Consider the following 19,988-nt stretch of genomic DNA (forward strand, 5'->3'; position numbering starts at 1 on the left):
ATGCCGCTCCCCCGGGTCGTTTTCTAGCGAAGGTCTGCAAGGCTTGGCGCCAGCAGCCCCATCAGAAAGCCGGCCACGACCCTGGCAGCGCTTTCCGTTCGAATAAGATCGTTGCGGACCTCGATCATGACATTGGCGAGGCCGTTCTTCACCCCATGCTGGATGAGGGTATGGGTGACGCCATCGGCCGGCCCGTAAGGCTCGTTGCGGCGCACGATATACGCGCTATCAGGACGGTCGGCCGCCATCAGCATGCGGTCGGCCAGCCGGCTGTCGCTATCATGCAGGATGCCGATTTCGACTGTCCGCGTGCGGCCGAAATAGACCGGCGTAAAGCTGTGCATGGTGACGAGAACGGGCGTGCGGCCCGCCTCCCGGCGCTCGGCGATGAGGTCGCGAAGCCCGCTTGTGAACGGAATGTAGATCTCTTCGATCCGCGCCTGTCGCTCCTCGGACGACATCGCCCGATTTCCAGGAATATCGTAGATCTCGCTCGCGACGGGCATGGCGCCCTCGGCCTGCGGCGGGCGATTGCAATCATAGGCAAGCCGCGAGAAGCGCTGGTGGATGAGCGTGGCATCGAGCCCGTCGGCCATGAAGCGGGCGACGTCGAGGGCGCCGGGATCCCAGGCGATGTGGCTTTCGAGGGCTGGGGAATCGAGACCGAGCGTCCCCAGTGCGGCCGGCAACCTGCGGGAGGCATGCTCGCACACGATGATCACGTCGGCCTTCGCCTCGGCATTTTCGATCGCCACGGCTGGCCCTTCGGCCTCTGTCAGAAGTCGCATGCTGGCCGGCTCCCCTCGCCGCTTTCTCGCTGAAGAGAATTCTTCACCGAATGTCGACTGTCAACAGGATTGTGAAACGATCTCTTCAGAGCGGGGGATTGACTCGAATTGTGACAGCGCGGATTAATCTGTCACAAAGCCAGCGCAGACCGGCATCAGGGGGACGATGTGATCGCCACAGGCAGCAGCATGACGGTGTCGGACGTCATCCATGCACGCTTCGATGCGTTAACGCGCGCCGAGCGGCAGCTGGCGGAGATGCTGCTGGAAAACTATCCCGTTTCCGGACTTGGCAGCATCACCACGGTCGCCGAAAACGCACGCGTTTCGACCCCCACCGTGGCGCGCATGGTGCAAAAACTCGGCTTTCGCGGCTTTCCCGATTTCCAGGCAAGGCTGCACCAGGAACTGGAAGCCACGATCTCCAACCCCATCGCCAAGCACGACCGCTGGGCCGCCAACGCGCCCGGCACCCATGTGCTGAACCGCTTTGCCGACGCCGTGATGGCCAATATGCGCGAGACGCTCGGCCAGATCGATCCCGCCGACTTCGATGCCGCCGCCGCTCTTCTCGCCGACCGGGCGCGGCACGTCTATATCGTCGGCGGGCGCATCACCCATTCGCTGGCGCAATACCTCTTCACGCATCTTCAGGTGGTGCGCCAGGACGTCACCCATCTCGCCAACTCGCCAAGCGCCTGGCCGCATACCATCATCGACATGCGCCCCGGCGACGTGCTCGTCGTCTTCGACATCCGCCGCTACGAGCAGGAAATGGAAACCTTTGCCCGCATCGCAAAGGCGCGCGGCGTCGAAATCCTGCTCTTCACCGACATCTGGGCCTCGCCGATCGCCAAGATCGCGGCGCGCAGTTTTCGCATCCACATCGAGGTGCCCTCGGCCTGGGATAGTTCCGTGGTCAGCCTCTTCATCATCGAAGCGCTTATCGAAGCCGTGCAAAGCTCGACCTGGGATGAAACCAGGGAGCGTATGAAAGGGCTGGAGGAACTATTCGAAACGAGCCGCCTCTTTCGCAAGTCGCGTCCCGAAACCACCATACCTGACGCGAAGCAGACGGCGAGAACCTGAAAAAGCCTGTCACATCAGCGTCATACAGCCTCACTATCAGCAATCCGAGTTTACCAACGGGCATTGAAAAAGGGAGAACCCGAAATGTCGAATATCCGCCGCATGCTGTCGCTGTCGACCGCCATGGTCGTGGCAAGCTCCGCGCTCGCTTTCGCCGAGCCGAGCGCCGAACTCATCGAGGCTGCCAAGAAGGAAGGCATGCTGACCACCATCGCCCTGCCCCACGACTGGTGCGGCTATGGCGACGTCATCGCTTCCTTCAAGGCCAAGTATCCGGAAATCCAGGTCAACGAACTGAACCCGGACGCCGGCTCGGCCGACGAAGTCGAAGCCGTCAAGGCCAACAAGGACAACAAGGGCCCGCAGGCGCCCGACGTTGTCGACGTCGGCCTCGCCTTCGGCCCGCAGATGAAGGCTGAAGGCCTGCTGCAGCCCTACAAGGTCTCGACCTGGGACGAAATTCCGGACAGCATCAAGGACGCCGAAGGCTACTGGTACGGCGACTATTACGGCGTCATGTCCTTCATCGTGAACAAGGACCTCGTCGCCAACACGCCGAAGGACTGGGCCGACCTCCTGAAGCCGGAATATTCCGGTCAGGTCGCTCTTGCCGGTGACCCGCGCGCCTCCAACCAGGCCATCCTCGGCGTTCTCGCCGCGGGCCTCGGCAAGGGCGCCAAGGCTGGCAAGGAAGCCGGCGAAGCCGGTCTTGCCTACTTTGCCGAAATGAACAAGGCCGGCAATTTCGTTCCCGTTATCGGCAAGTCCGGCACGCTCGCCCAGGGCTCGACCCCGATCGTCGTTGCCTGGGACTACAACGCCCTGTCCTGGGCCAAGACGCTGAACGGCAACCCGCCGACTGAAGTCGTCGTTCCAGCCTCGGGCGTTCTCGCCGGTGTCTACGTGCAGGGCATCTCCGCCTACGCCCCGCACCCGAACGCTGCCAAGCTGTGGATGGAACACCTTTATTCGGACGAAGGTCAGCTCGGCTGGCTGAAGGGCTTCTGCCACCCGGCCCGCTTCAACGCCATGGTCAAGGCCGGCAAGGTCCCGCAGGACCTGATCGACGCCCTGCCGCCGGCAGCCTCCTATGAAAAGGCCTACTTCCCGACGCTCGAGGAAGTGGACGCCAACAAGGCGGCCGTGACCGCCGAATGGGACAAGGTCGTGGGCGCCAACGTCCAGTAAGGCCGACAAAGACACCGCCCCGGCCCACGCCGGGGCGGTTCTGCATTGGGAGCGTCAGATAAGGGCTGGTTCTTAGGGGCGCCGGCTGTCACAACTAAAAGAACAAGACGAAGACCGGCAAACGGTCCTCCCGCCGATGATCAGGGGATAACTGGCATGTCAAACCATCAAACCGGCGCGATCGCGCCCGGTGGACGCAAGCTCGAGGGCGCGCCCGTCGCGCCGGCGCGCCGCTTGCCGCTCGCCTGGGTCGGTATTGTGCCCTTCGCGCTCTTTGCGCTGCTCTTTCTCATTCTGCCGACGGCCAAGATCGTCATCGGCGCCTTCCAGACGCCCGATGGCGGCTTCACGCTGGACAACATCCAGGGTCTTTTCACCGATTCCATCCTCAAGGCCTACTGGATCTCCATCCGCATCTCGCTCGCCTCGGCCGCTCTCGGCTGCCTGATCGGCTTCGGGATTGCCACGGCCTTTGTGCTCGGCGGCTTGCCGCAATGGATCCGCGGCCCCCTGATGACCTTTTCGGGCGTTGCCTCGAACTTCGCCGGCGTACCGCTCGCCTTTGCCTTCCTGGCAACACTCGGCCCCGTCGGCCTCATCACCCTCTTCCTGAAGACCAATTTCGGCGTTGACCTGCGTATGCTGGGCTTCAACCTTCTGTCCTTCTGGGGCCTGACGCTGACCTATCTCTTCTTCCAGATCCCCCTGATGATCCTCATCATCACCCCCGCGCTGGATGGGTTGAAGCGCGAATGGCGCGAAGCGGCTGAAATCCTCGGCGCCACCGGCGGCCAGTACTGGCGCATGGTCGCCTTCCCGATCCTGCTGCCGTCGATCCTCGGCACGCTGGCGCTGCTCTTTGCCAACGCCTTCGGCGCCGTCGCAACCGCCATCGCGCTCACTGGCTCCTCGCTCTCCATCGTGCCGATCCTGCTCTACGCGCAGATCCGCGGCGACGTGCTCGGCAATCCCCACCTCGGCTATGCGCTGGCCTTCGGCATGATCGTCGTCACCGGCATCGCCAATGCGCTCTACATCTGGCTGCGCGCCCGCAGCGAAAGGTGGCTGAAATGAAGCGGTTCTTCGCCTGGGGCGCCCTGATCTTCGGGCTGCTCTACTTCTTCCTGCCGCTGATCGGCATGACCAATTTTTCGCTGAAGATGCGGCGCGGCGTCTATTCCCTGGACGCCTACGCGGTCGTGCTGAGCGATCCCAACTTCCAGGCGACCTTCAGCTATTCCGTGATGATGGCCATCTTCACAATCATCTTCGGCGTCGTCCTTGTCGTGCCCACCGCCTACTGGGTGCGTCTGAAGCTGCCGGGCCTTCGCCCCTATATCGAGTTCATCACGCTGCTGCCGCTGGTCATTCCCGCAATCGTCATCGTCTTCGGCTATATCAGGCTCTACAACACGTCGAGCTGGCTGCCGCTGACGGGCACCGCCATGGGCACGAACATCCTGCTGATGTTCGGCTATACCATCCTCGCCCTGCCCTACATGTACCGCGCCGTCGATACGGGCCTGCGCACCATCGACGTGACGACGCTGACGGAGGCAGCCCAAAGCCTCGGCGCCGGCTGGGCGACCATTCTCGGCCGCATCATCCTGCCGAACGTGCTCGTTGCCGTGCTCTCCGGCGCCTTCCTCACCTTCGCCATCGTGCTTGGCGAATTCACCATGGCCGCGCTTTTGAACCGGCCCGCATTCGGACCCTACATGCAGCTTCTGGGCGCCAACCGCGCCTACGAGCCGGCCGCGCTCGCCGTGATCGCCTTCGCCATCACCTGGGGATGCCTCGGCCTGATCCAGCTCGTCTCCCGATTGCAGAAAAGCGCCCCTCCCAAGGCCTAAGGAAATCCCATGAGCTTCCTCACCCTCACCAGCATCCAGAAGTCCTTCGGTCCGACCCGCGTCGTGCACGACTTCAACATGGCCATCGAAAAGGGCGAGTTCGTCTCGTTCCTCGGCCCGTCCGGCTGCGGCAAGACCACGGTCCTGCGCATGATCGCCGGCTTCGAGACGCCGAGCGGCGGCTCGATCACCATCAACGGCAAGGACCAGACGGCGCTACGCCCCAACCAGCGCAACATCGGCATGGTGTTCCAGGCCTACGCGCTCTTCCCCAACATGAATGTCTTCGACAACGTCGCCTTCGGCCTGAAGGTTGCCGGCAAGCCCAGGGCCGAGATCGAGGCACGGGTCAAGGAGATGCTCGACCTCATCCATCTCGGCCACCTCGCCGACCGCTACCCCTACCAGATGTCGGGTGGCCAGCAGCAGCGCGTGGCGCTCGCCCGTGCCCTAGCCCCGAAGCCGGAAGTGCTGCTGCTCGACGAGCCGCTCTCGGCGCTCGATGCGAAGATCCGTGTGTCGCTGCGCGAGGAAATCCGCCAGATCCAGCAGCGCCTCGGCATCACCACCGTCTTCGTGACCCACGATCAGGAAGAGGCCCTGTCGATTTCCGACCGCATCGTCGTGATGAATGCCGGCCGCGCCGACCAGATCGGCACGCCCTCCGACATCTATAACCGCCCCGCCACCCGCTTCGTCGCCTCCTTCGTGGGCACGCTGAACCTCATCGAAGCCAAGGTGATCGACCCCTCCGGCAACCGCGTCGAGATCGGCGGCCAGGGAATCACCCTGCGCGAGCCGCTGGGCATGGTGAAGGCCGGCGATACCGTGTCGCTGGCGCTGCGCCCCGAAGCGGGCTCGATTGCCGAGGGCGCAAAGGGCGATACGGCCCTGACTGGCGAGATCATCTCCACCAACTTCCTCGGCTCGGTCATCCGCAGCCGCATGACGGTTGGCGCGACCGTCATCTCCTTCGACATGTTCAACGCACCGGGCCTCGCCGTGCCGCAGGTCGGCGAAACGGCGACGCTGCGCTTCACGGCGAGCGACCTGCTGATCATCCGCGACTGAGCACTGAGCATGGTTTTGCGCCGTCTCCCGTGGGCGGCGCAAAATTCTGTCGCGAAATCCTGCTGCAATGCCGCATCGACATTTGCCTCGCCCGAAATTCCCTTCTAAGATCGGTCTGTTCTCAGGGCGGGGCGGAATTCCCCACCGGCGGTATCGGGCATGTCTTCAAGCATCCCGGAGCCCGCGAGCGCCGCTGGCCGCAAGGCCGGCGGGTCAGCAGATCCGGTGCGATGCCGGAGCCGACGGTCAATAGTCCGGATGAAAGAGGACAGCATGGTGACGCGAGCGAACTGGCCCTCAACGGCCAGCGCGTTTGCCATGATGTTCGCCCAGGGTCCCAGTCGCCGGTCGAAAGCCGGCTACGTCAACGGCAAACCCTGAAAGGCCACTTGAAATGACCATTCTCTCCAACCCCTCCACCAAGATCGCCATCGTCCGTGCCCGCTGGCACACGGGCATCGTCGACCGCGCCGTCGACAGCTTTGTCGCCGAATGGAAGGCGCTCGGCGGCAACGAAGCCGATGTGAAGATCTTCGACGTGCCGGGCGCGCTCGAAATCCCCCTGCACGCCCAGACGCTGGCCCGCACCGGCCGCTTCTCCGCCGTGCTCGGCGTCGCCTTCGTGGTCGATGGCGGCATCTACCGGCACGATTTCGTCGCCGGCACCGTTCTCGACGGCCTGATGCGCGTGCAGCTCGACACCAACGTACCGGTGCTCTCGGCGGTGCTCACGCCACACAACTTCCAGGAATCGGAAGCCCATATCCGCTTCTTCGAAGACCACTTCGTCATCAAGGGCCAGGAAGCCGCCCGCGCCGCCTCGCAGATCCTGCAGGCCCGCGCCAACCTCGCCCTCGCCCACGTCTGAGACGAAGCGCCTCACCGTGCCTGAAACAGCAACGCCCGGCATCGCTGCCGGGCGTTTTCCGTTGGTCTTCCGGGAGGATCAGAAAACCCGCGGGTAAAAGGTGGGACATCTCGCCTCTCGCAAGGCTGCGGTCGGCGCGGCGCGCGACCGTTAAAGCCGCAACGCCGCGCCCGTCCTGGGAGATGGCGGTCTATTCCTTGCCGGCATCCAGCCGGTTGATGGCATCGACGTTTCCGGCCGACGACCCTTGAGGATCGAATTCCGACTCCAGCCACTTGTCGACGATCGCCTTGGCGAGTTCCGGTCCGATCACGCGCGCACCCATGGTGATGATCTGCGCATTGTTCGACTTGGCGGCCCGCTCGGCGGAATAGGTGTCGTGGGTCAGCGCCGCGCGAATGCCGGGCACCTTGTTGGCCGAAATGCATACGCCGATGCCCGTGCCGCAGATCAGGATGCCGCGCTCGTTTTCACCCGAGACGATCGTGTCAGCGAGACCCTTGGACAGATCGGCGTAGAAGCCGGACTGGCTGAGGTTCTTCACCTCAAGGCCGGCCTTGGTGGCGAGATGGGCCTCGATGACGTCGAGAAGCGGCTTGCCGGCACTGTCGGCTCCGATGGCGATTTTCATGGCTGTTTCCTTCCTATCGTTTTGATGGATGCGCCGTCTCAAAGAGCGGCCGCGCTTTTGTTCAGAATGTCGAGGTACCCGCTGACCTCCCAGGCCGAGCGGCCGATGAAGAGACCGTCAATATGCGGGCAGGCAATGAGTTCCGCGCAGTTGCCGGGATTGACGCTGCCGCCGTAGAGAACCGGAATGCGCCGGCCGAGCATGGCTTCCGCAACACCGGCGATCTTTGCGTGCCGCGCGTCGGCATAGTCGGATGTGGCGGGGATGCCGTTGACGCCGATCGCCCAGACGGGCTCGTAGGCGATGAGGATCGTCTTCGTCTTCGCATCCGCATCGAGGAAGGCGAGCGCGCCTTCCACCTGCCGCTTCAGAACGACATCCGCTTCGCCAGCCTGGCGCTCGGCCAGCGTCTCGCCGATGCAGATCAGCGGCACGAGGCCATGGCGCACGGCAGCCGCCGTCTTCTTTCCGACCGCCTCGTCGGTCTCGTTGAAGAACTCGCGCCGCTCGCTATGGCCGAGTTCCACGAGATCGAGATTGCAATCCGTCAGCATTGGGGCCGAAATCTCGCCCGTCCAGGCGCCGGCATCGTCCCAATGCATGTTTTGCGCACCGACCTTGACGCTGGTGCCAGCCAGCCGCTCCTTGACCGGACGGCAGGCAGTGAAGGGCGGAATGATGAAACGCTGGATGCGCGGATCGCGCTCGCCGTCCGCCGCCGCCAGCCCATCGGCAAAGGCCATGGCCTCGCTGAGCGTCTTGTTCATCTTCCAGCTCGTGCCGATCCACAAACCGTCCTTGCTCATGCCGCTTCCTCGTCCTTGATCGTCTTGTGTGCCGCCTCGCCGACGCGGATCAGGTTCACGCCCGCTTCGGTCAGTTGCTGGCCCTGCCGCTCGGAAAGCTCGGCGCCCGTCAGCACCGCATCGAAGGCGGCGAGCGGCGTATAGAGATGGATGGCCGAGCGGCCGAACTTGCCGTGATCCACCATTAGCACCGTGGTCGTCGCCGAGGCCATCATGCGGCGCTTGGCCTGCACCACTTCCTGATCCTGGTGAAACGCCGTCACGCCATGGATGGCGGAGGTGGACAGAAACGCGACATCGGCCCTGAGCGACGCCAGCGCCTCCTCGGTCACGATGCCGAAGAAGCCGTTGAATTTCTTGGAATATTGACCGCCGAGGCAGATGACCTCGATGCCCGGCGTGCCGCAGAGCGCATCGACCACGCCGAGATTGTTGGTGATCACGGTGAGCGGCCGGATGTCCTTCAAAAACGCCGCCACCCCGCCCGCCGTCGAGCCGTCGTCGATCAGCACGATCTGCCCTGGCTCCACCATCGACGCCGCATGCGCCGCCAGCCGCCGCTTCTCGGCGGTCGCGATCTTCTCGCGGTATCGGAAATCGCTTTCGAACTGCATGCTGGATTGCAGCGAGGCGCCGCCATGGACCTTGCGCAGGAAACCGCCCTGCTCCAGTTCGTCGAGATCGCGGTGGATGGTCATGCGGCTGACGGCAAAGCGCTGCGACAGGTCCTCGACCGTCGCCGCTCCCGTCTCCATCAGGACATCCATGATGCCCTGCCGCCGCTCCTCCGGCCTCATCCGCTGATCCTCCCGTCCCCTCTCCTCGGGCGACGGATGTGACATTACCGGAAATCACGTGATGATGAAACAGAAAAATGAGATTTTGTGACAGCTGGATGTGATATTTCTCACGTGGAGCGTGATGTTGCGTGGCGACGGCGGTTTGGCGATGTCACTGCCCTCCCCTCCACCGTCATCCTCGGGCTTGACCCGAGGATCCATTCCAGAACCGCAGCGCTTGTGGTTTGGATCCTCGGGTCAAGCCCGAGGATGACGACGGATGGGGTGATGGCCGTGCCCAACAGCGACCGCCTGCGCCTTCGCACCAGAGTTGATGACGATGAAGGCATACGTGGGTAAGCCGCGTGATCTTTCACACCGCTTCATCCCACACGAACCCCTCCGCCACGAAATCCGGCACCGCGCCGTGCTCGGCAAAGAGCGCCGCCCGGTCCGCGTCCGAGGCATCCGCGAGAATGCCGGTCGTGACCAGCAGCGAGGAGAGCCCTGCCCCGGCCGCGCCGGCGATGTCGTGCTCGATACTGTCGCCGATGCAGCAGATGCGCTTAGCCGGGGTGTCGCCCAGGAAGCCGCGGGCCACGGCATAGATGTCGGCGAAGGGCTTGCCGATCCAGCGCACGGTGCCGCCGAGTTCCTCGTAGAGTTCTGCGATCCGGCCGGCGCCAAAGGCGGTGCCGTCGGCCGTCAGCATGATCTTGTCGGGGTTCGTGCACAGGCACGGCACGCCGCGCTTCGCCGCCGGCGCCAGCAGTGTCTCGTAGTGAGATAGCGGGTAGCGATCGCCCTCGCTGGCGGCGAGCAGGATGACATCGGCCGATGCCCCGTCCTCGACCCGGTCGATCATCAGGCCGTCGATGGGCGATGTATCGCCGTCGCGGCTGATCAGCAGGCAGCGCTGCGGGCTCTCCCCGTTCCTGGCCCCCTGCTCGGCCTTCAGCAATTCATAGGCCACTTCGCCGGAGGTCAGGAACCAGTCCCAGCTGTCAGGGGCAAAGCCGAGCTTGGCGAGGCGCCGGTCGTTTTCGATCGAACGCTTGCCGGAATTGGAGAGGATGACGATGCGCTTGCCCGCCGCCTTCAGCCGCGACAGCGTTTCGGCCGCCAATGGATAGGGTCCGCGCCCATCGCGCAACACGCCGAACTGGTCGATCAGGAAGGCATCGAACCGGTCGGCCAGCGCGCCGACACCGGTGACGCGCTCGGGCTTCATGTCGGTCATGTCAGATTACTCCTGCTTCGCGCGCGCCCTTCAGCGCCAGTCGCGCCGTGCCGGCGGCAGCTTCCTGGCTTTCGGCGCCCGGCATCGGGCAGCCGAGCCGGCGTTCGCGGATGCGCGACCAGACCGGGTTCTTCGCGCCGCCGCCGACGCTGCGCACCGAGGCCAGCGCCGGGCTTCCGAGCGAAACGAGCCGTCCGTAGGCGAGCGTCTCGATGGCGGCGATGCCCTCGAAAATGGCCTTGAGGAAATCGGCATCATCCGCCGGGCGCGGCTCGAGACGGGGTTGAAGGGCGGGATCGTTGATCGGAAAGCGTTCGCCCGGCTTCACCAGCGGATAATAATCGAGCCCGCTGTCGGTTTCCGGGTCGATGCGGGCGGAAAGCGCGGCGAGATCGGCATCCTTCAGCAGCGTTGCGAGCACGATGCCGCCGGTGTTGGAGGCCCCGCCGGCCAGCCAGAGATCGCCGATCCGGTGGCTGTAGAGCCCGTATTCCGGCGCAAACAGCGGCTTGTCCGAAAGCATCTTGACCGTCAGCGTGGTGCCGAGCGCCGACACCCCGTCCCCCGGCCGATCGGCGCCGGTGGCGAGGAAGGAGGCGCAGCCATCCGTCGTGCCCGTCACGATCACCACATCGTCCGGCAGCCCGAAAGCCTCGGCGGCCTCGGGTGAAATCTGCGCGATCGGCGAGCCCGCCGGCAGCACGTCTGGCAGCAGATCGCGCGGTCCGCCGGCCGCATCGATCCAGTCCGGCCAGAGCCGCGCTACCGGGTCGTAGCCTGTCTTCAGCGCATTGTTCTCGTCGGAAACGTCGTAGAGGCCGGTGAAGTGGCCGGACAGCCAGTCCGCCTGATGGATAACGCGCGCCACGCCGTCGATCGCGGCGAAATGCATGGCCTTGGCGAGGCCCGACGTTGCGCCATGGGCGGCACTGTCCTTCGGCGCATGGGCGGCGATGCGCGCCAGGATCGCCTGGTCCTCGACGGGATCGTTGTACATCAGCGGCCGCGCCAGCGGCGCGCCATCTTCGGAGACCGGCAGCATGGTGCCCGACGTGCCGTCGATGGCGAGCGCCTTGACGCGGGCGGGATCGATGGCCGCGAGGACCGTGACAAGCGCCGTCTGCACGGCCTTCCACCAGGCGACGGGATCGCGGTGATCGTCTGAAAAATCGGCCATCTTCGCCGCACCTTCCGCCAAGATTGCGTGGTCGGACGTCATGGCAACGGCACGCGCGCCGGAGGTGCCGACATCGATGCCGATGACGAGAGGCTCGAGCGTCATCTCACTGCACCTGCGCCGTCTTGGCGGCATTCAGCTGCTGGCGATACTTTTCCGCATCCCAATTCAGCAGTTCGCCGTTCTCGGCATCGGTGAAGATGCGCAGCCGGGCGTTTTCGGGAATGCGCGACGTGACATCCGCGAGGCAGCGCGCCAGCGCCAAGGCGCCAGCGGAGATATCGCGCGCCACCAGCACGCCCTTGCCGGGGAAAAGGATCAGCGGCGTCGGCGGCTGGAGTTCCGTTTCGAGCCGTCCCGCAACGGCCGCGGCGGCCTCACCGGGTCCGGCGATCACCACGCCCTTGCCAAGGAAGATGACATGGTCGGGGTAAAGGCTGCCGCTCGCGGCGATGCGGCAGCTGCCAAGATCGGTCGCCACGCCATGCAGCGCCTCGTCATCCGGCAGGCGGAAGTTGCTGTCGACGGCAAGGCGCGAGAGTGCATCGAGATCCGGGGCCGGTGCGGGGCGACGTTCCTGCTTCAGCCGCGCGCAGACGTCGCGCAAGAGTGCCTCGGCCTCAGCAACCGTATCGGCGGCAACCGCAAGCCCGTGATTGCCGAGAATGAGCACGCTCGTGTCAGACTTGACCCGTGCGGCGATGGCGCGCGCCAGAGGAAGACCCGGCCGGGCATAGGGCACGAAGGCATAGGGAAGACCGGCGAGCTTTTCCGCGAGCACCGTCTCTGCATCGGCGCGCACCGCGATCGCGATCGTCTCCACGCAGTGGACGTGCACCACCACCTTCTGTGGCATCAGCCCGTGCACGGTCGTTTCGATGGACGGGCGAAGGCCCGACGGGTTGAGCTCGGAAATCACGTGCTCCTGAGCCTTCTCCGCACTCGGATGGTCCTCCGCCACCGCCTCGAGCAACGTCGAGAGCCGCACCGGCACCAGCATGTTGCCGGCCCGCGCATTCATGAGCCAGAGCCCGGAGGCCTTGATCCACAGCGTGTCGCCGTCCTTCAGCGAGGTATTGCCGCCGGCGCCCTGCACGAGGGCAGGATCCGCACCCACCCGGGCGGAGAGATCAAGGAGGGCGTCGAGTTCGGAAGACTGCATCGGGAAAACGCTCCGCTGGAAAGGAAGCCGAAAAGCTCAGGCCGCGAGGGACTGGTTTTCGCACCATTGTATGAAGGCCTGACGCTCGGCATCGCTCATGTGCAGGCCATGCTTGGTTCGCCGCTCCAGAATGTCGTCCGGCCGCCGCGCCCACTCCGTCGCCATCAGGAAGCGCGCCTCGCGTTCGGTCAGAAGCGGGCCGAAGAAGGTGCCGAGATCGGCAAGGCTTGATGCACCCTCGAGCAGCGCGTGCATGCGCGTGCCGTAAAGCCGCGCATAGTGCGTGGCAAGGGCCGGCGGAAGCCAGGGATACGCCCGACGCTGCGCGGCGAGGAATGTTTCGAAATCCGCCCCCGGCATCTCGCCGCCGGGCAGTGCCGCTTTAGAAGTCCACGCCGCGCCCATCTGCGGGAAGAACGGCTTCAGACGCTCGATGGCATGGTCGGCGAGCTTGCGGAAGGTGGTGATCTTGCCGCCGAAGACCGAGAGCAGCGGCGCCTGTCCTTCGGGCGCATCCACCTCGAAAATATAGTCGCGCGTCACGGCCGACGGATTGTCGGAATTGTCGTCGTAGAGAGGGCGCACGCCCGAAAAACTGTGCACGATGTCGGCAGGCGTCAGCTGCTTGTTGAAGTAGCGGTTCACCGCCTTCAGCAGGTAATCCACCTCGTTCTCGGCAATCTTCACGTCCTCGGGCTTGCCCTCATAGGGAATGTCGGTCGTGCCGATCAGCGCCATGTCGTTTTCATAGGGGTTGATGAAAATGACGCGCTTGTCGTTGTTCTGCACGAGATAGGCATTCGGCCCCTCCCAGAACTTCCGCACGATGATATGGCTGCCCTTGACGAGCCGCACGCTGCGGGACGAATTCAGCCCAGCGACCCGGCCGATGACCTCGTTGACCCAGGGGCCGGCCGTATTGGCGATGGCGCGCGCTCTCACCTGCCGCTTGGCGCCCGTCACCGTATCCGTCATCTCGATCTGCCAGAGCCCGTCCACCCGCCGCACCGATGTGCAGGCCGTGCGCGTATAGACCTCGGCGCCGCGCATGGAGGCATCGAGCGCATTCAGGAGCACGAGGCGGGCATCGTCCACCCAGCAATCGGAATATTCGAAGGCCTTGCGATATTGCGGTTTGATCGCCTTGCCCTCGGGCGCGGTGGCAAGGTTCAGCACCCGCGTGCCCGGAAGGCGCTTGCGCCCGCCAAGGTGATCGTAGAGGAAGAGCCCGAGGCGCACGAGCCAGGCCGGCCGGTCTTGCGGATTGTGCGGCAGCACGAAGCGCAGCGGCCAGATGATGTGCGAAGCGTTTTCGAGGAGCACCTCGCGCTCGATCAGCGCTTCGCGCACCAGCCGGAACTCGTAATATTCGAGATAGCGAAGCCCGCCATGCACGAGCTTGCCGGAGCGCGAACTGGTGCCCTGCGCCAGATCGTCCTTCTCGCACAGCACGACGGAGAGGCCGCGTCCCACGGCATCACGCGCAATGCCGGCTCCGTTCACGCCCCCGCCGATGACGAAGAGATCGACGATCTCGTTCTTCGTTGCGCTCATGGTCTCGTCTCTCCTTTCAGCCTGCTTGAAAGACCGGCGATCCGTCAGCACGGATTCACGGGCGGCAGGCCGGCGATATAGCGCCGGACTTCCTCGGCCGCCATCTCCGCCGCATAGGTGACAGTGCGCACCGAGGCACCGGCAATATGCGGGGTCAGCGTCACGTTCGGCAGTTGCAGCAGCGGCCAGTCGGCCGGAACGGGCTCGACCGCAAAGGTTTCCAGCATGGCGCTGTAGAGATGGCCGGAGGTCAGCGCTTCGTAGAGCGCATCATAATCGACCAGCGGCCCGCGCGCCGTGTTCACGAAGATAGCGCCCTTCTTCATCTTGGCGAAGGTCTCGGCATTCATCATCTGCCGCGTCTCTTCCGTCACACGCGGATGCAGCGTCACGACGTCGGAGCGCGACAGGAGATCATCGAGCGAGACATGCTCGACGCCGCCATTCCTGTCCTCGACCGAAAGCTGCACATAGGGGTCGTGCACCAGCACCTTGGTTCCGAAGGCGCGGAGCAGCCGGACAACCTTGGTGCCGATATTGCCGTAGCCGATGACGCCGACCGTCATTTCGCAAAGCTCGCGGCCCGTCACGTCGGCGCGGTAGAGATCGCCGCGCCACTCGCCCTTGCGCAGCGATTCGTGGCCGGAGCGGATGAGGCGTGTTTCGGCGAGAATGGCGCCGAGGGTGAATTCGGAGACGGCACCGGCGTTGCGGCCGGGCGTATTGACGACGAGAACGCCCGCCTCGCGCGCCGCCTTCATGTCGATGTTGACGGGCCCGCCGCGCGACACGGCAATGAGCTTGAGGTTCGGCAACTGCTCCAGAATACCCTTGGAAAAGGGTGCGAGCTGCGTGATGACGATCTCGGCATCGCCGACGAAACCGACGATCTCTTCCGCGGTGCCCATATATTCCTTGAGGCCATCCATGCCCTCGACCGCATAGCCGTGCTCCATCGGCTCGTCCGGCCAGGGCTGCTCGAGCATCCGGATGTCGTGGCCTTCGCCGCAGGCGGCAACGATCTTCTCTCGGAAGACTTCCGGCAGCATGAAACGGTCACCGATCACAGCGATCTTCTTCATTGGGCGTTTTCCTTCATTTCCGTGTGCACGCCTTGCAGCGCCGGCCAGACCTGGCTGAGTGCCTGCCGCGACTGGCGGTAGACGGGGTAAATATGGTTGAATCGCGCTTGCAACGCGGCATCGACGGGTTCGGCCGGACGCTGGTAGGGCGTCACCCACTCGGCAACGCAGGACGCCATGTCCGGATAGAGGCCGAGGCTGACGGCGGCGATCATCGCGGTACCGGCGGCACCCGCCTCCTCTCGCTCGCTGGTCTGCACGCTCGCGCCGAGCGCGCCGCCGAGAATGCGCCGCAGCGAGGCCGAACGCGCCGCTCCGCCGGTCAATCGCACGCGCGCCGGCAGCGGCCCCATGGCGGCGTAGCAGTCGCGCGCCGCCAGCACCAGCCCGTCGAACACGGCCCGCACCAGGTCGGCAAAGCCATGGCCGCTCGAAAGTCCGATGAAGGAGGCACGGGCCGAGGCATCCACGAAGGGGCCGCGTTCGCCTGCATCGGAAATATAGGGGTGGTAGAGGACCGGCGCCTCGCCCGCCTTGGAAAGCCAGCCTTCGACGTGGGCGAGCAGATCCGCCTTGCTTTTTTCGACGCCCATGTCCTTGAGGATGCCGCCGGCCAGCGACAGCAGCCAGTCGATGTTGAGCGTCGCCGCCATGTTCGACTGCATCTGCCCGTAAACGCCCGGGATCGGCATGCACATCGTATAGCCGGTCCGGTCATCGTTGAGCCGCACCTCGTCCGGCGTCGCGGCGAGCCGCATATGCATGCCGGTCGAACCGATGATCGAGCAGCCCGCATCCGTGCCCGGCTCGTAAAGCCCTGCCCCGAGCGCCGTACAGGCGACGTCGACGTAGCCGAGGACGACGGGCGTGCCGGCCAACAGGCCGGTTGCCGCCGCTGCCGCCTCGGTCAGGACGTGATGCGTGGTCGACCCGTCGACGATTTCCGGCATCAGCCCGCGCTCGCCCTTGAGATCGAGGAAGTCGATGACATCGTCGCTATAGGCCCGGCGACGGAAATCGCCGAAGGTGAAACAGGCCTCGGACGGATCGGTGGCGCGCACGCCCGTCAGATTGAAATAGAGCCAGTCCTTGCAGTGAAAGGCGGTCGTCGCCCCCCGCAGCATCTCCGGCGCGTTCTCCTTCATCCACTTCAGCTGCGGCCCCTGCTGGCAGGCGGCAAGGCCCGACGCGGTGTTGGCAAAACGCTGGACATCGCCGCTTTCGGCCCTGAGGCGATCGACAATGTCGCCGGCGCGCGCATCGAGCCACAGCCAGCCGCCACCGACAGGATCGCCGTTGCGGTCGATCAGCCAGGTGCCGTCGCCCTGCGCGGTGACGGAGATGGCGATCACCCGGCTCTTCAGGTTCTCCACCTTGTCGGCAAGATCGGACAGCGTGCGGGCCGCATCCGCCCAGGTGCGTGCCAGATCCTGCACCACGCCGCCCCGCCCGACGCTCTCATAGCTGTTGGGGATCGCCGCCGAGGCGATCTGCCGTCCCGTGCGGTCGAACGCGACCGACTTGAGGACGGAAGTGCCGGCGTCGATGCCGATCAGCACGTCACGCATCCCGGAGGAGGTCATGTCAGGCCAGCTCCTGTCCATGGCTGATCGCCTTGCCGCTGGCACCATCAAAGACGTGCAGCGCCGCCGGATCAAGCCGTATGCCGACGGTCTCGCCTGCTGCAAGCCGGGTGCGGTCATGCTCGACCAGCACAAGCGTCGCGCCGGCAAAGTCGGTCGCGATATGCGTCTGGTCGCCGAGCCACTGGTTGACCGCAACGCGCGCCGGAACCCCGTCCTCGGTGCGCCGCACCGCATAGGGACGGATGCCGAGCACGACGTTCTTGCGGCCGGCCAGCGCCGTGCGCACCGCGGGCGAGAAATCGGAAGCGGCATAGGCGAGCTTCACGCCACCGGCAAGACCGAAGGAAACGGCGCTCTCGCTCGTTTCCACGCTGGCCTCGAAGACGTTCATCGGCGGCTCGCCGACGAAGGTTCCGGTGAAGAGATTGGCCGGACGCTCCTTGATCATCTGCGGTGTATCGAACTGCTGCAGCACGCCACCTTCCATCACCGCGATCCGGTCGGCGAGTGCGTTCGCCTCCGTCTGATCGTGGGTGACGAGGATGGCGGTCAGCCCGCGCTCCTTGATGAAGTGCTTGATGCGCCCGCGCAGCAGCGCACGCAGCTGCGGCTCCAGCTGGCCCATCGGTTCGTCGAGCAGATGCAGGTCGGCATCGCGGATCAGCGCGCGCCCCAGCGAGGCACGCTGCTGCTGACCGCCCGAAATCGAGCTCGGGTAACGGCCGAGAATATCCTCGATCTCCAGGAGCTTGGCGACATAGGCGACCTTCTTGTCCACCTCCGCCTGCGGCAGGCGCGAGGCCTTCAGCGCAAAGGCGATGTTCTCGCGCACCGTTAGCGGCGGATAGAGCGAGTAGCCCTCGAAGGCCATCGCGACATTGCGCTTGACCGGGGCGAGCATATGCACCTCGCGCCCGCCAAGCGAGATCGTGCCGCGCGAGACCGGCTCGAAACCGGCGATCATGCGCAGCGTCGAGGTCTTGCCGCAGCCGGAGGACCCGAGAAGCGCGATGATCTCGCCCTTCTGGATATCCATCGAAAGCGTCTTCACAGCATGCACGCCGTGGTCGATCGGCCCGTAGAACTTGTCGACGGCCTTGATGCTGAGGGCGGTCTGGCTCATGCCGCGGCTCCCTGTGTCTTTGCACTCTGGCCGGCGGCTGCCACGCGCTGGCCGGTCTCCTTGTCGAAGAGGAAGGTGGTGGCGCCATCCACGGCAATATGCGCCGTGCCGGCAACCGGCCCCGGCGTTCCGGCCGGCCGCGACACCAGCACTTCGCGCCCGCCCGACACCCGCACCAGCGTCACCGTCTTCTCGTTCAGCGGCGTTTCCGCTTCCACCTCGACGGGGATCGCGCCGGGGGTTCCTGCCTCCACGAAATGCAGCGTCTCCGGACGAATGCCGATGACGAGGCTGCGTCCCGCAAGGCTTGCCGGCAGATGCGGCAGCGCGACCTTCACGCCCGATAGCTCGACATCGATCCCGGCACCTGCCGCCTTCGGCGTGACGTCGAGCAGGTTGATGGTGGGATCGCCGAAAAGGCGGGCGATCTCGATATCGGCCGGCGCGTTGTAGATATCCTCCGGCGTGCCGATCTGGCGGATGCGGCCCTTGGCCATGACGGCGATGCGATCGCCAAGCGCCATCGCTTCCTTGTAGTCCTGCGTCACGTAGACGACCGTCGCGCCTTGCGCGGCGAGCAGGCGCGGCAGTTCCAGCCGCATCTCGAAGCGCAGCTTCGCATCGACGTTACGCAAGGGATCGTCGAGCAGCAGCACGGGCGGCGAACCGACCAGCGCACGCGCGAGCGCCGTGCGCTGCTTCTGGCCGTTCGACAGCGCCTTGGGATGATGCGAGAGCACATGGTCGATCTTGAGCAGCTTCGCAACCTTGCCGACACCGGCGACAATCGCCTCCTTGCTGGAGCGCGTGGCCGTCAGCGGGCTCGCAATGTTGTCGAAGGCGCTCATATGCGGGAAGAGCGCGAAGTTCTGGAAGGCCATGCCGATGCCGCGATGCTCGGCATCGACATCCGTCATGTCCTCGCCGCCGATGATGACGCGGCCCTCATCCGGCTCGATGACGCCGGCCACGAGACGCAGCAGCACGGTCTTGCCGGCGCCGGAGGGGCCGAAGAGGACGAGGGTTTCGCCATCGGCGACGTCGAGCGAGAGATTGTCGAGGACGACCTGGCTCTTGTAGCGCTTGACGATGTTCTGGAGCTGAAGTGTGGTCATGGTCCCTATCCTTTGACCGCGCCGAGCGACAGGCCTTCGACGAGGTAGCGCTGGGCGTAGAGAGCAAGGGCGAGCGTCGGCGTGATGGACAGCACGATGGCCGCCGCGATCTGCCCGTACTGGATGCCCGACGCCGTCACGAAGGCGAGCGCGCCCACCGTCACCGGCTGCTTGTCGGCGGACGCCAGCACCAGCGCGAAGACGAAGTTGTTCCAGGCGAAGATGAAGGCGAGCAGGCCGGCTGCCGCAATACCGGGACCGGCGAGCGGCAGAGCGATCTTGCGGAAGGTGGCGAACCAGGAATGACCGGCGATGCGGTAGGCATATTCGACGTCGGCCGAGATATCCTCGAAATAGCCGCGCACGATCCACAGGATCAGCGGCAGGCAGATCAGCTGGTAGACCCAGATGAGGCCGATATAGGTGTTGGAAAGCCCCATCCACTGGAAATACTGGGTGAGCGGCAAAAGCACGAGCAGCGGCGGTGCGAAACGGAAGGACAGCAGCGTGAAGGCGATGTCCTCCGAACCGCGGAACTTGTGGCGGGCAAACGCGTAAGCCGCGGGAACCCCGAGCACCAGCGCGATCGCGACCGAGGAGACCGACAGGAAAACCGAGTTCAGCAGGTTCTTCATGAAGGCGATGTCGAGCGTGCCCGACGCGGTCTGAAGCTTGCCCGTGATCAGGGCCTGATAGTTCTCCAGCGTCGGCGTGAAGATGACGGAAGGCGGAATGGAGAGGATCGTCTCGTTCGTCTGGAACGACATGAGGAAGATCCAGACGATCGGGAACATGAAGAACAGCACGACGAGTGTCAGGGCGACACCGCGCAGCACTTTTTCGAGCGCAGATGTGGTTTCCATGGCGGATCCCCCC

At 64.9% G+C, this 19,988-nt stretch carries 19 protein-coding genes and 1 riboswitch; of the genes, 6 read left to right on the forward strand and 13 right to left on the reverse strand.

Features of this window, described 5'->3' with window-relative positions; genetic code table 11:
* Positions 1-23 precede the first annotated feature (23 nt).
* The gene (locus F3H41_RS05780; RefSeq protein WP_149737629.1) at positions 24-788 is read right to left on the reverse strand and encodes an N-formylglutamate amidohydrolase; all 765 of its coding nucleotides are present in this window, start codon (positions 786-788) and stop codon (positions 24-26) included.
* Positions 789-977: 189 nt separating this feature from the next.
* On the opposite strand from F3H41_RS05780, the gene F3H41_RS05785 reads away from it, so the two are divergent.
* The 6 genes from F3H41_RS05785 (at position 978) to F3H41_RS05810 (ending at position 6,857) form a co-directional block, all read left to right on the forward strand.
* Positions 978-1,877: a MurR/RpiR family transcriptional regulator gene (locus tag F3H41_RS05785; protein WP_149738228.1), complete on the forward strand. Its 900-nt coding sequence runs from the start codon at positions 978-980 to the stop codon at positions 1,875-1,877.
* Between the two features lie 84 nt (positions 1,878-1,961).
* Positions 1,962-3,065 (forward strand): ABC transporter substrate-binding protein, encoded by a 1,104-nt coding sequence (locus F3H41_RS05790; protein WP_149737630.1) that lies wholly within the window; start codon positions 1,962-1,964, stop codon positions 3,063-3,065.
* Between the two features lie 156 nt (positions 3,066-3,221).
* Positions 3,222-4,139, forward strand: coding sequence for an ABC transporter permease subunit (locus F3H41_RS05795; protein WP_149737631.1), 918 nt, complete (start codon positions 3,222-3,224; stop codon positions 4,137-4,139).
* Positions 4,136-4,918 carry an ABC transporter permease gene (locus F3H41_RS05800; RefSeq protein ID WP_149737632.1) on the forward strand — a complete coding sequence of 261 codons (783 nt, stop codon included), beginning with the start codon at positions 4,136-4,138 and terminating at the stop codon, positions 4,916-4,918. The genes F3H41_RS05795 and F3H41_RS05800 overlap by 4 nt, the downstream gene beginning before the upstream one ends.
* A gap of 9 nt (positions 4,919-4,927) precedes the next feature.
* Positions 4,928-5,989 (forward strand): ABC transporter ATP-binding protein, encoded by a 1,062-nt coding sequence (locus F3H41_RS05805; protein ID WP_149737633.1) that lies wholly within the window; start codon positions 4,928-4,930, stop codon positions 5,987-5,989.
* A gap of 113 nt (positions 5,990-6,102) precedes the next feature.
* Positions 6,103-6,263, forward strand: a riboswitch (FMN riboswitch).
* 120 nt (positions 6,264-6,383) lie between these two features.
* Positions 6,384-6,857, forward strand: a complete 474-nt coding sequence (locus F3H41_RS05810; RefSeq protein ID WP_149737634.1) for a 6,7-dimethyl-8-ribityllumazine synthase — start codon at positions 6,384-6,386, stop codon at positions 6,855-6,857.
* Between the two features lie 190 nt (positions 6,858-7,047).
* On the opposite strand, the gene F3H41_RS05815 is transcribed toward F3H41_RS05810, so the two are convergent.
* The 12 genes from F3H41_RS05815 to F3H41_RS05870 all read right to left on the reverse strand — a co-directional run bounded on the left by F3H41_RS05815 (position 7,048) and on the right by F3H41_RS05870 (position 19,975).
* On the reverse strand, positions 7,048-7,488 hold the full coding sequence (locus tag F3H41_RS05815) for an RpiB/LacA/LacB family sugar-phosphate isomerase (protein WP_149737635.1): 441 nt from the start codon (positions 7,486-7,488) through the stop codon (positions 7,048-7,050).
* A gap of 38 nt (positions 7,489-7,526) precedes the next feature.
* Positions 7,527-8,294, reverse strand: a complete 768-nt coding sequence (locus tag F3H41_RS05820; protein ID WP_149737636.1) for a triose-phosphate isomerase — start codon at positions 8,292-8,294, stop codon at positions 7,527-7,529.
* Positions 8,291-9,091 (reverse strand): DeoR/GlpR family DNA-binding transcription regulator, encoded by an 801-nt coding sequence (locus tag F3H41_RS05825; protein WP_149737637.1) that lies wholly within the window; start codon positions 9,089-9,091, stop codon positions 8,291-8,293. The genes F3H41_RS05820 and F3H41_RS05825 overlap by 4 nt, the downstream gene beginning before the upstream one ends.
* 355 nt (positions 9,092-9,446) lie before the next feature.
* Positions 9,447-10,304: a TIGR01459 family HAD-type hydrolase gene (locus F3H41_RS05830; protein WP_149738229.1), complete on the reverse strand. Its 858-nt coding sequence runs from the start codon at positions 10,302-10,304 to the stop codon at positions 9,447-9,449.
* Positions 10,305-10,314: 10 nt separating this feature from the next.
* Positions 10,315-11,595, reverse strand: a complete 1,281-nt coding sequence (locus F3H41_RS05835; RefSeq protein ID WP_149737638.1) for an FGGY-family carbohydrate kinase — start codon at positions 11,593-11,595, stop codon at positions 10,315-10,317.
* A gap of 1 nt (position 11,596) precedes the next feature.
* Positions 11,597-12,652, reverse strand: a complete 1,056-nt coding sequence (locus F3H41_RS05840; protein ID WP_149737639.1) for a class II aldolase/adducin family protein — start codon at positions 12,650-12,652, stop codon at positions 11,597-11,599.
* Positions 12,653-12,688: 36 nt separating this feature from the next.
* Entirely contained in the window at positions 12,689-14,206 is a 1,518-nt protein-coding gene (locus F3H41_RS05845; RefSeq protein WP_149737640.1) for a glycerol-3-phosphate dehydrogenase, read from the reverse strand.
* A 44-nt stretch (positions 14,207-14,250) separates the two neighbouring features.
* Positions 14,251-15,288: a 2-hydroxyacid dehydrogenase gene (locus F3H41_RS05850; RefSeq protein WP_149737641.1), complete on the reverse strand. Its 1,038-nt coding sequence runs from the start codon at positions 15,286-15,288 to the stop codon at positions 14,251-14,253.
* Positions 15,285-16,856 (reverse strand): FGGY-family carbohydrate kinase, encoded by a 1,572-nt coding sequence (locus F3H41_RS05855; protein WP_149738230.1) that lies wholly within the window; start codon positions 16,854-16,856, stop codon positions 15,285-15,287. The genes F3H41_RS05850 and F3H41_RS05855 overlap by 4 nt, the downstream gene beginning before the upstream one ends.
* Positions 16,857-16,872: 16 nt before the next feature.
* Complete coding sequence (locus F3H41_RS05860; RefSeq protein WP_149737642.1) at positions 16,873-17,997, reverse strand: ABC transporter ATP-binding protein; 1,125 nt, start codon at positions 17,995-17,997, stop codon at positions 16,873-16,875.
* The gene (locus F3H41_RS05865) at positions 17,994-19,112 is read right to left on the reverse strand and encodes an ABC transporter ATP-binding protein (protein ID WP_149737643.1); all 1,119 of its coding nucleotides are present in this window, start codon (positions 19,110-19,112) and stop codon (positions 17,994-17,996) included. Before F3H41_RS05865 ends, F3H41_RS05860 begins: the two co-directional genes overlap by 4 nt.
* Before the next feature lie 5 nt (positions 19,113-19,117).
* Positions 19,118-19,975, reverse strand: a complete 858-nt coding sequence (locus tag F3H41_RS05870) for a carbohydrate ABC transporter permease (protein WP_149737644.1) — start codon at positions 19,973-19,975, stop codon at positions 19,118-19,120.
* Between the last annotated feature and the right edge of the window lie 13 nt (positions 19,976-19,988).

Source organism: Rhizobium sp. RU20A, from assembly GCF_900155885.1.
Lineage (GTDB): Bacteria > Pseudomonadota > Alphaproteobacteria > Rhizobiales > Rhizobiaceae > RU20A.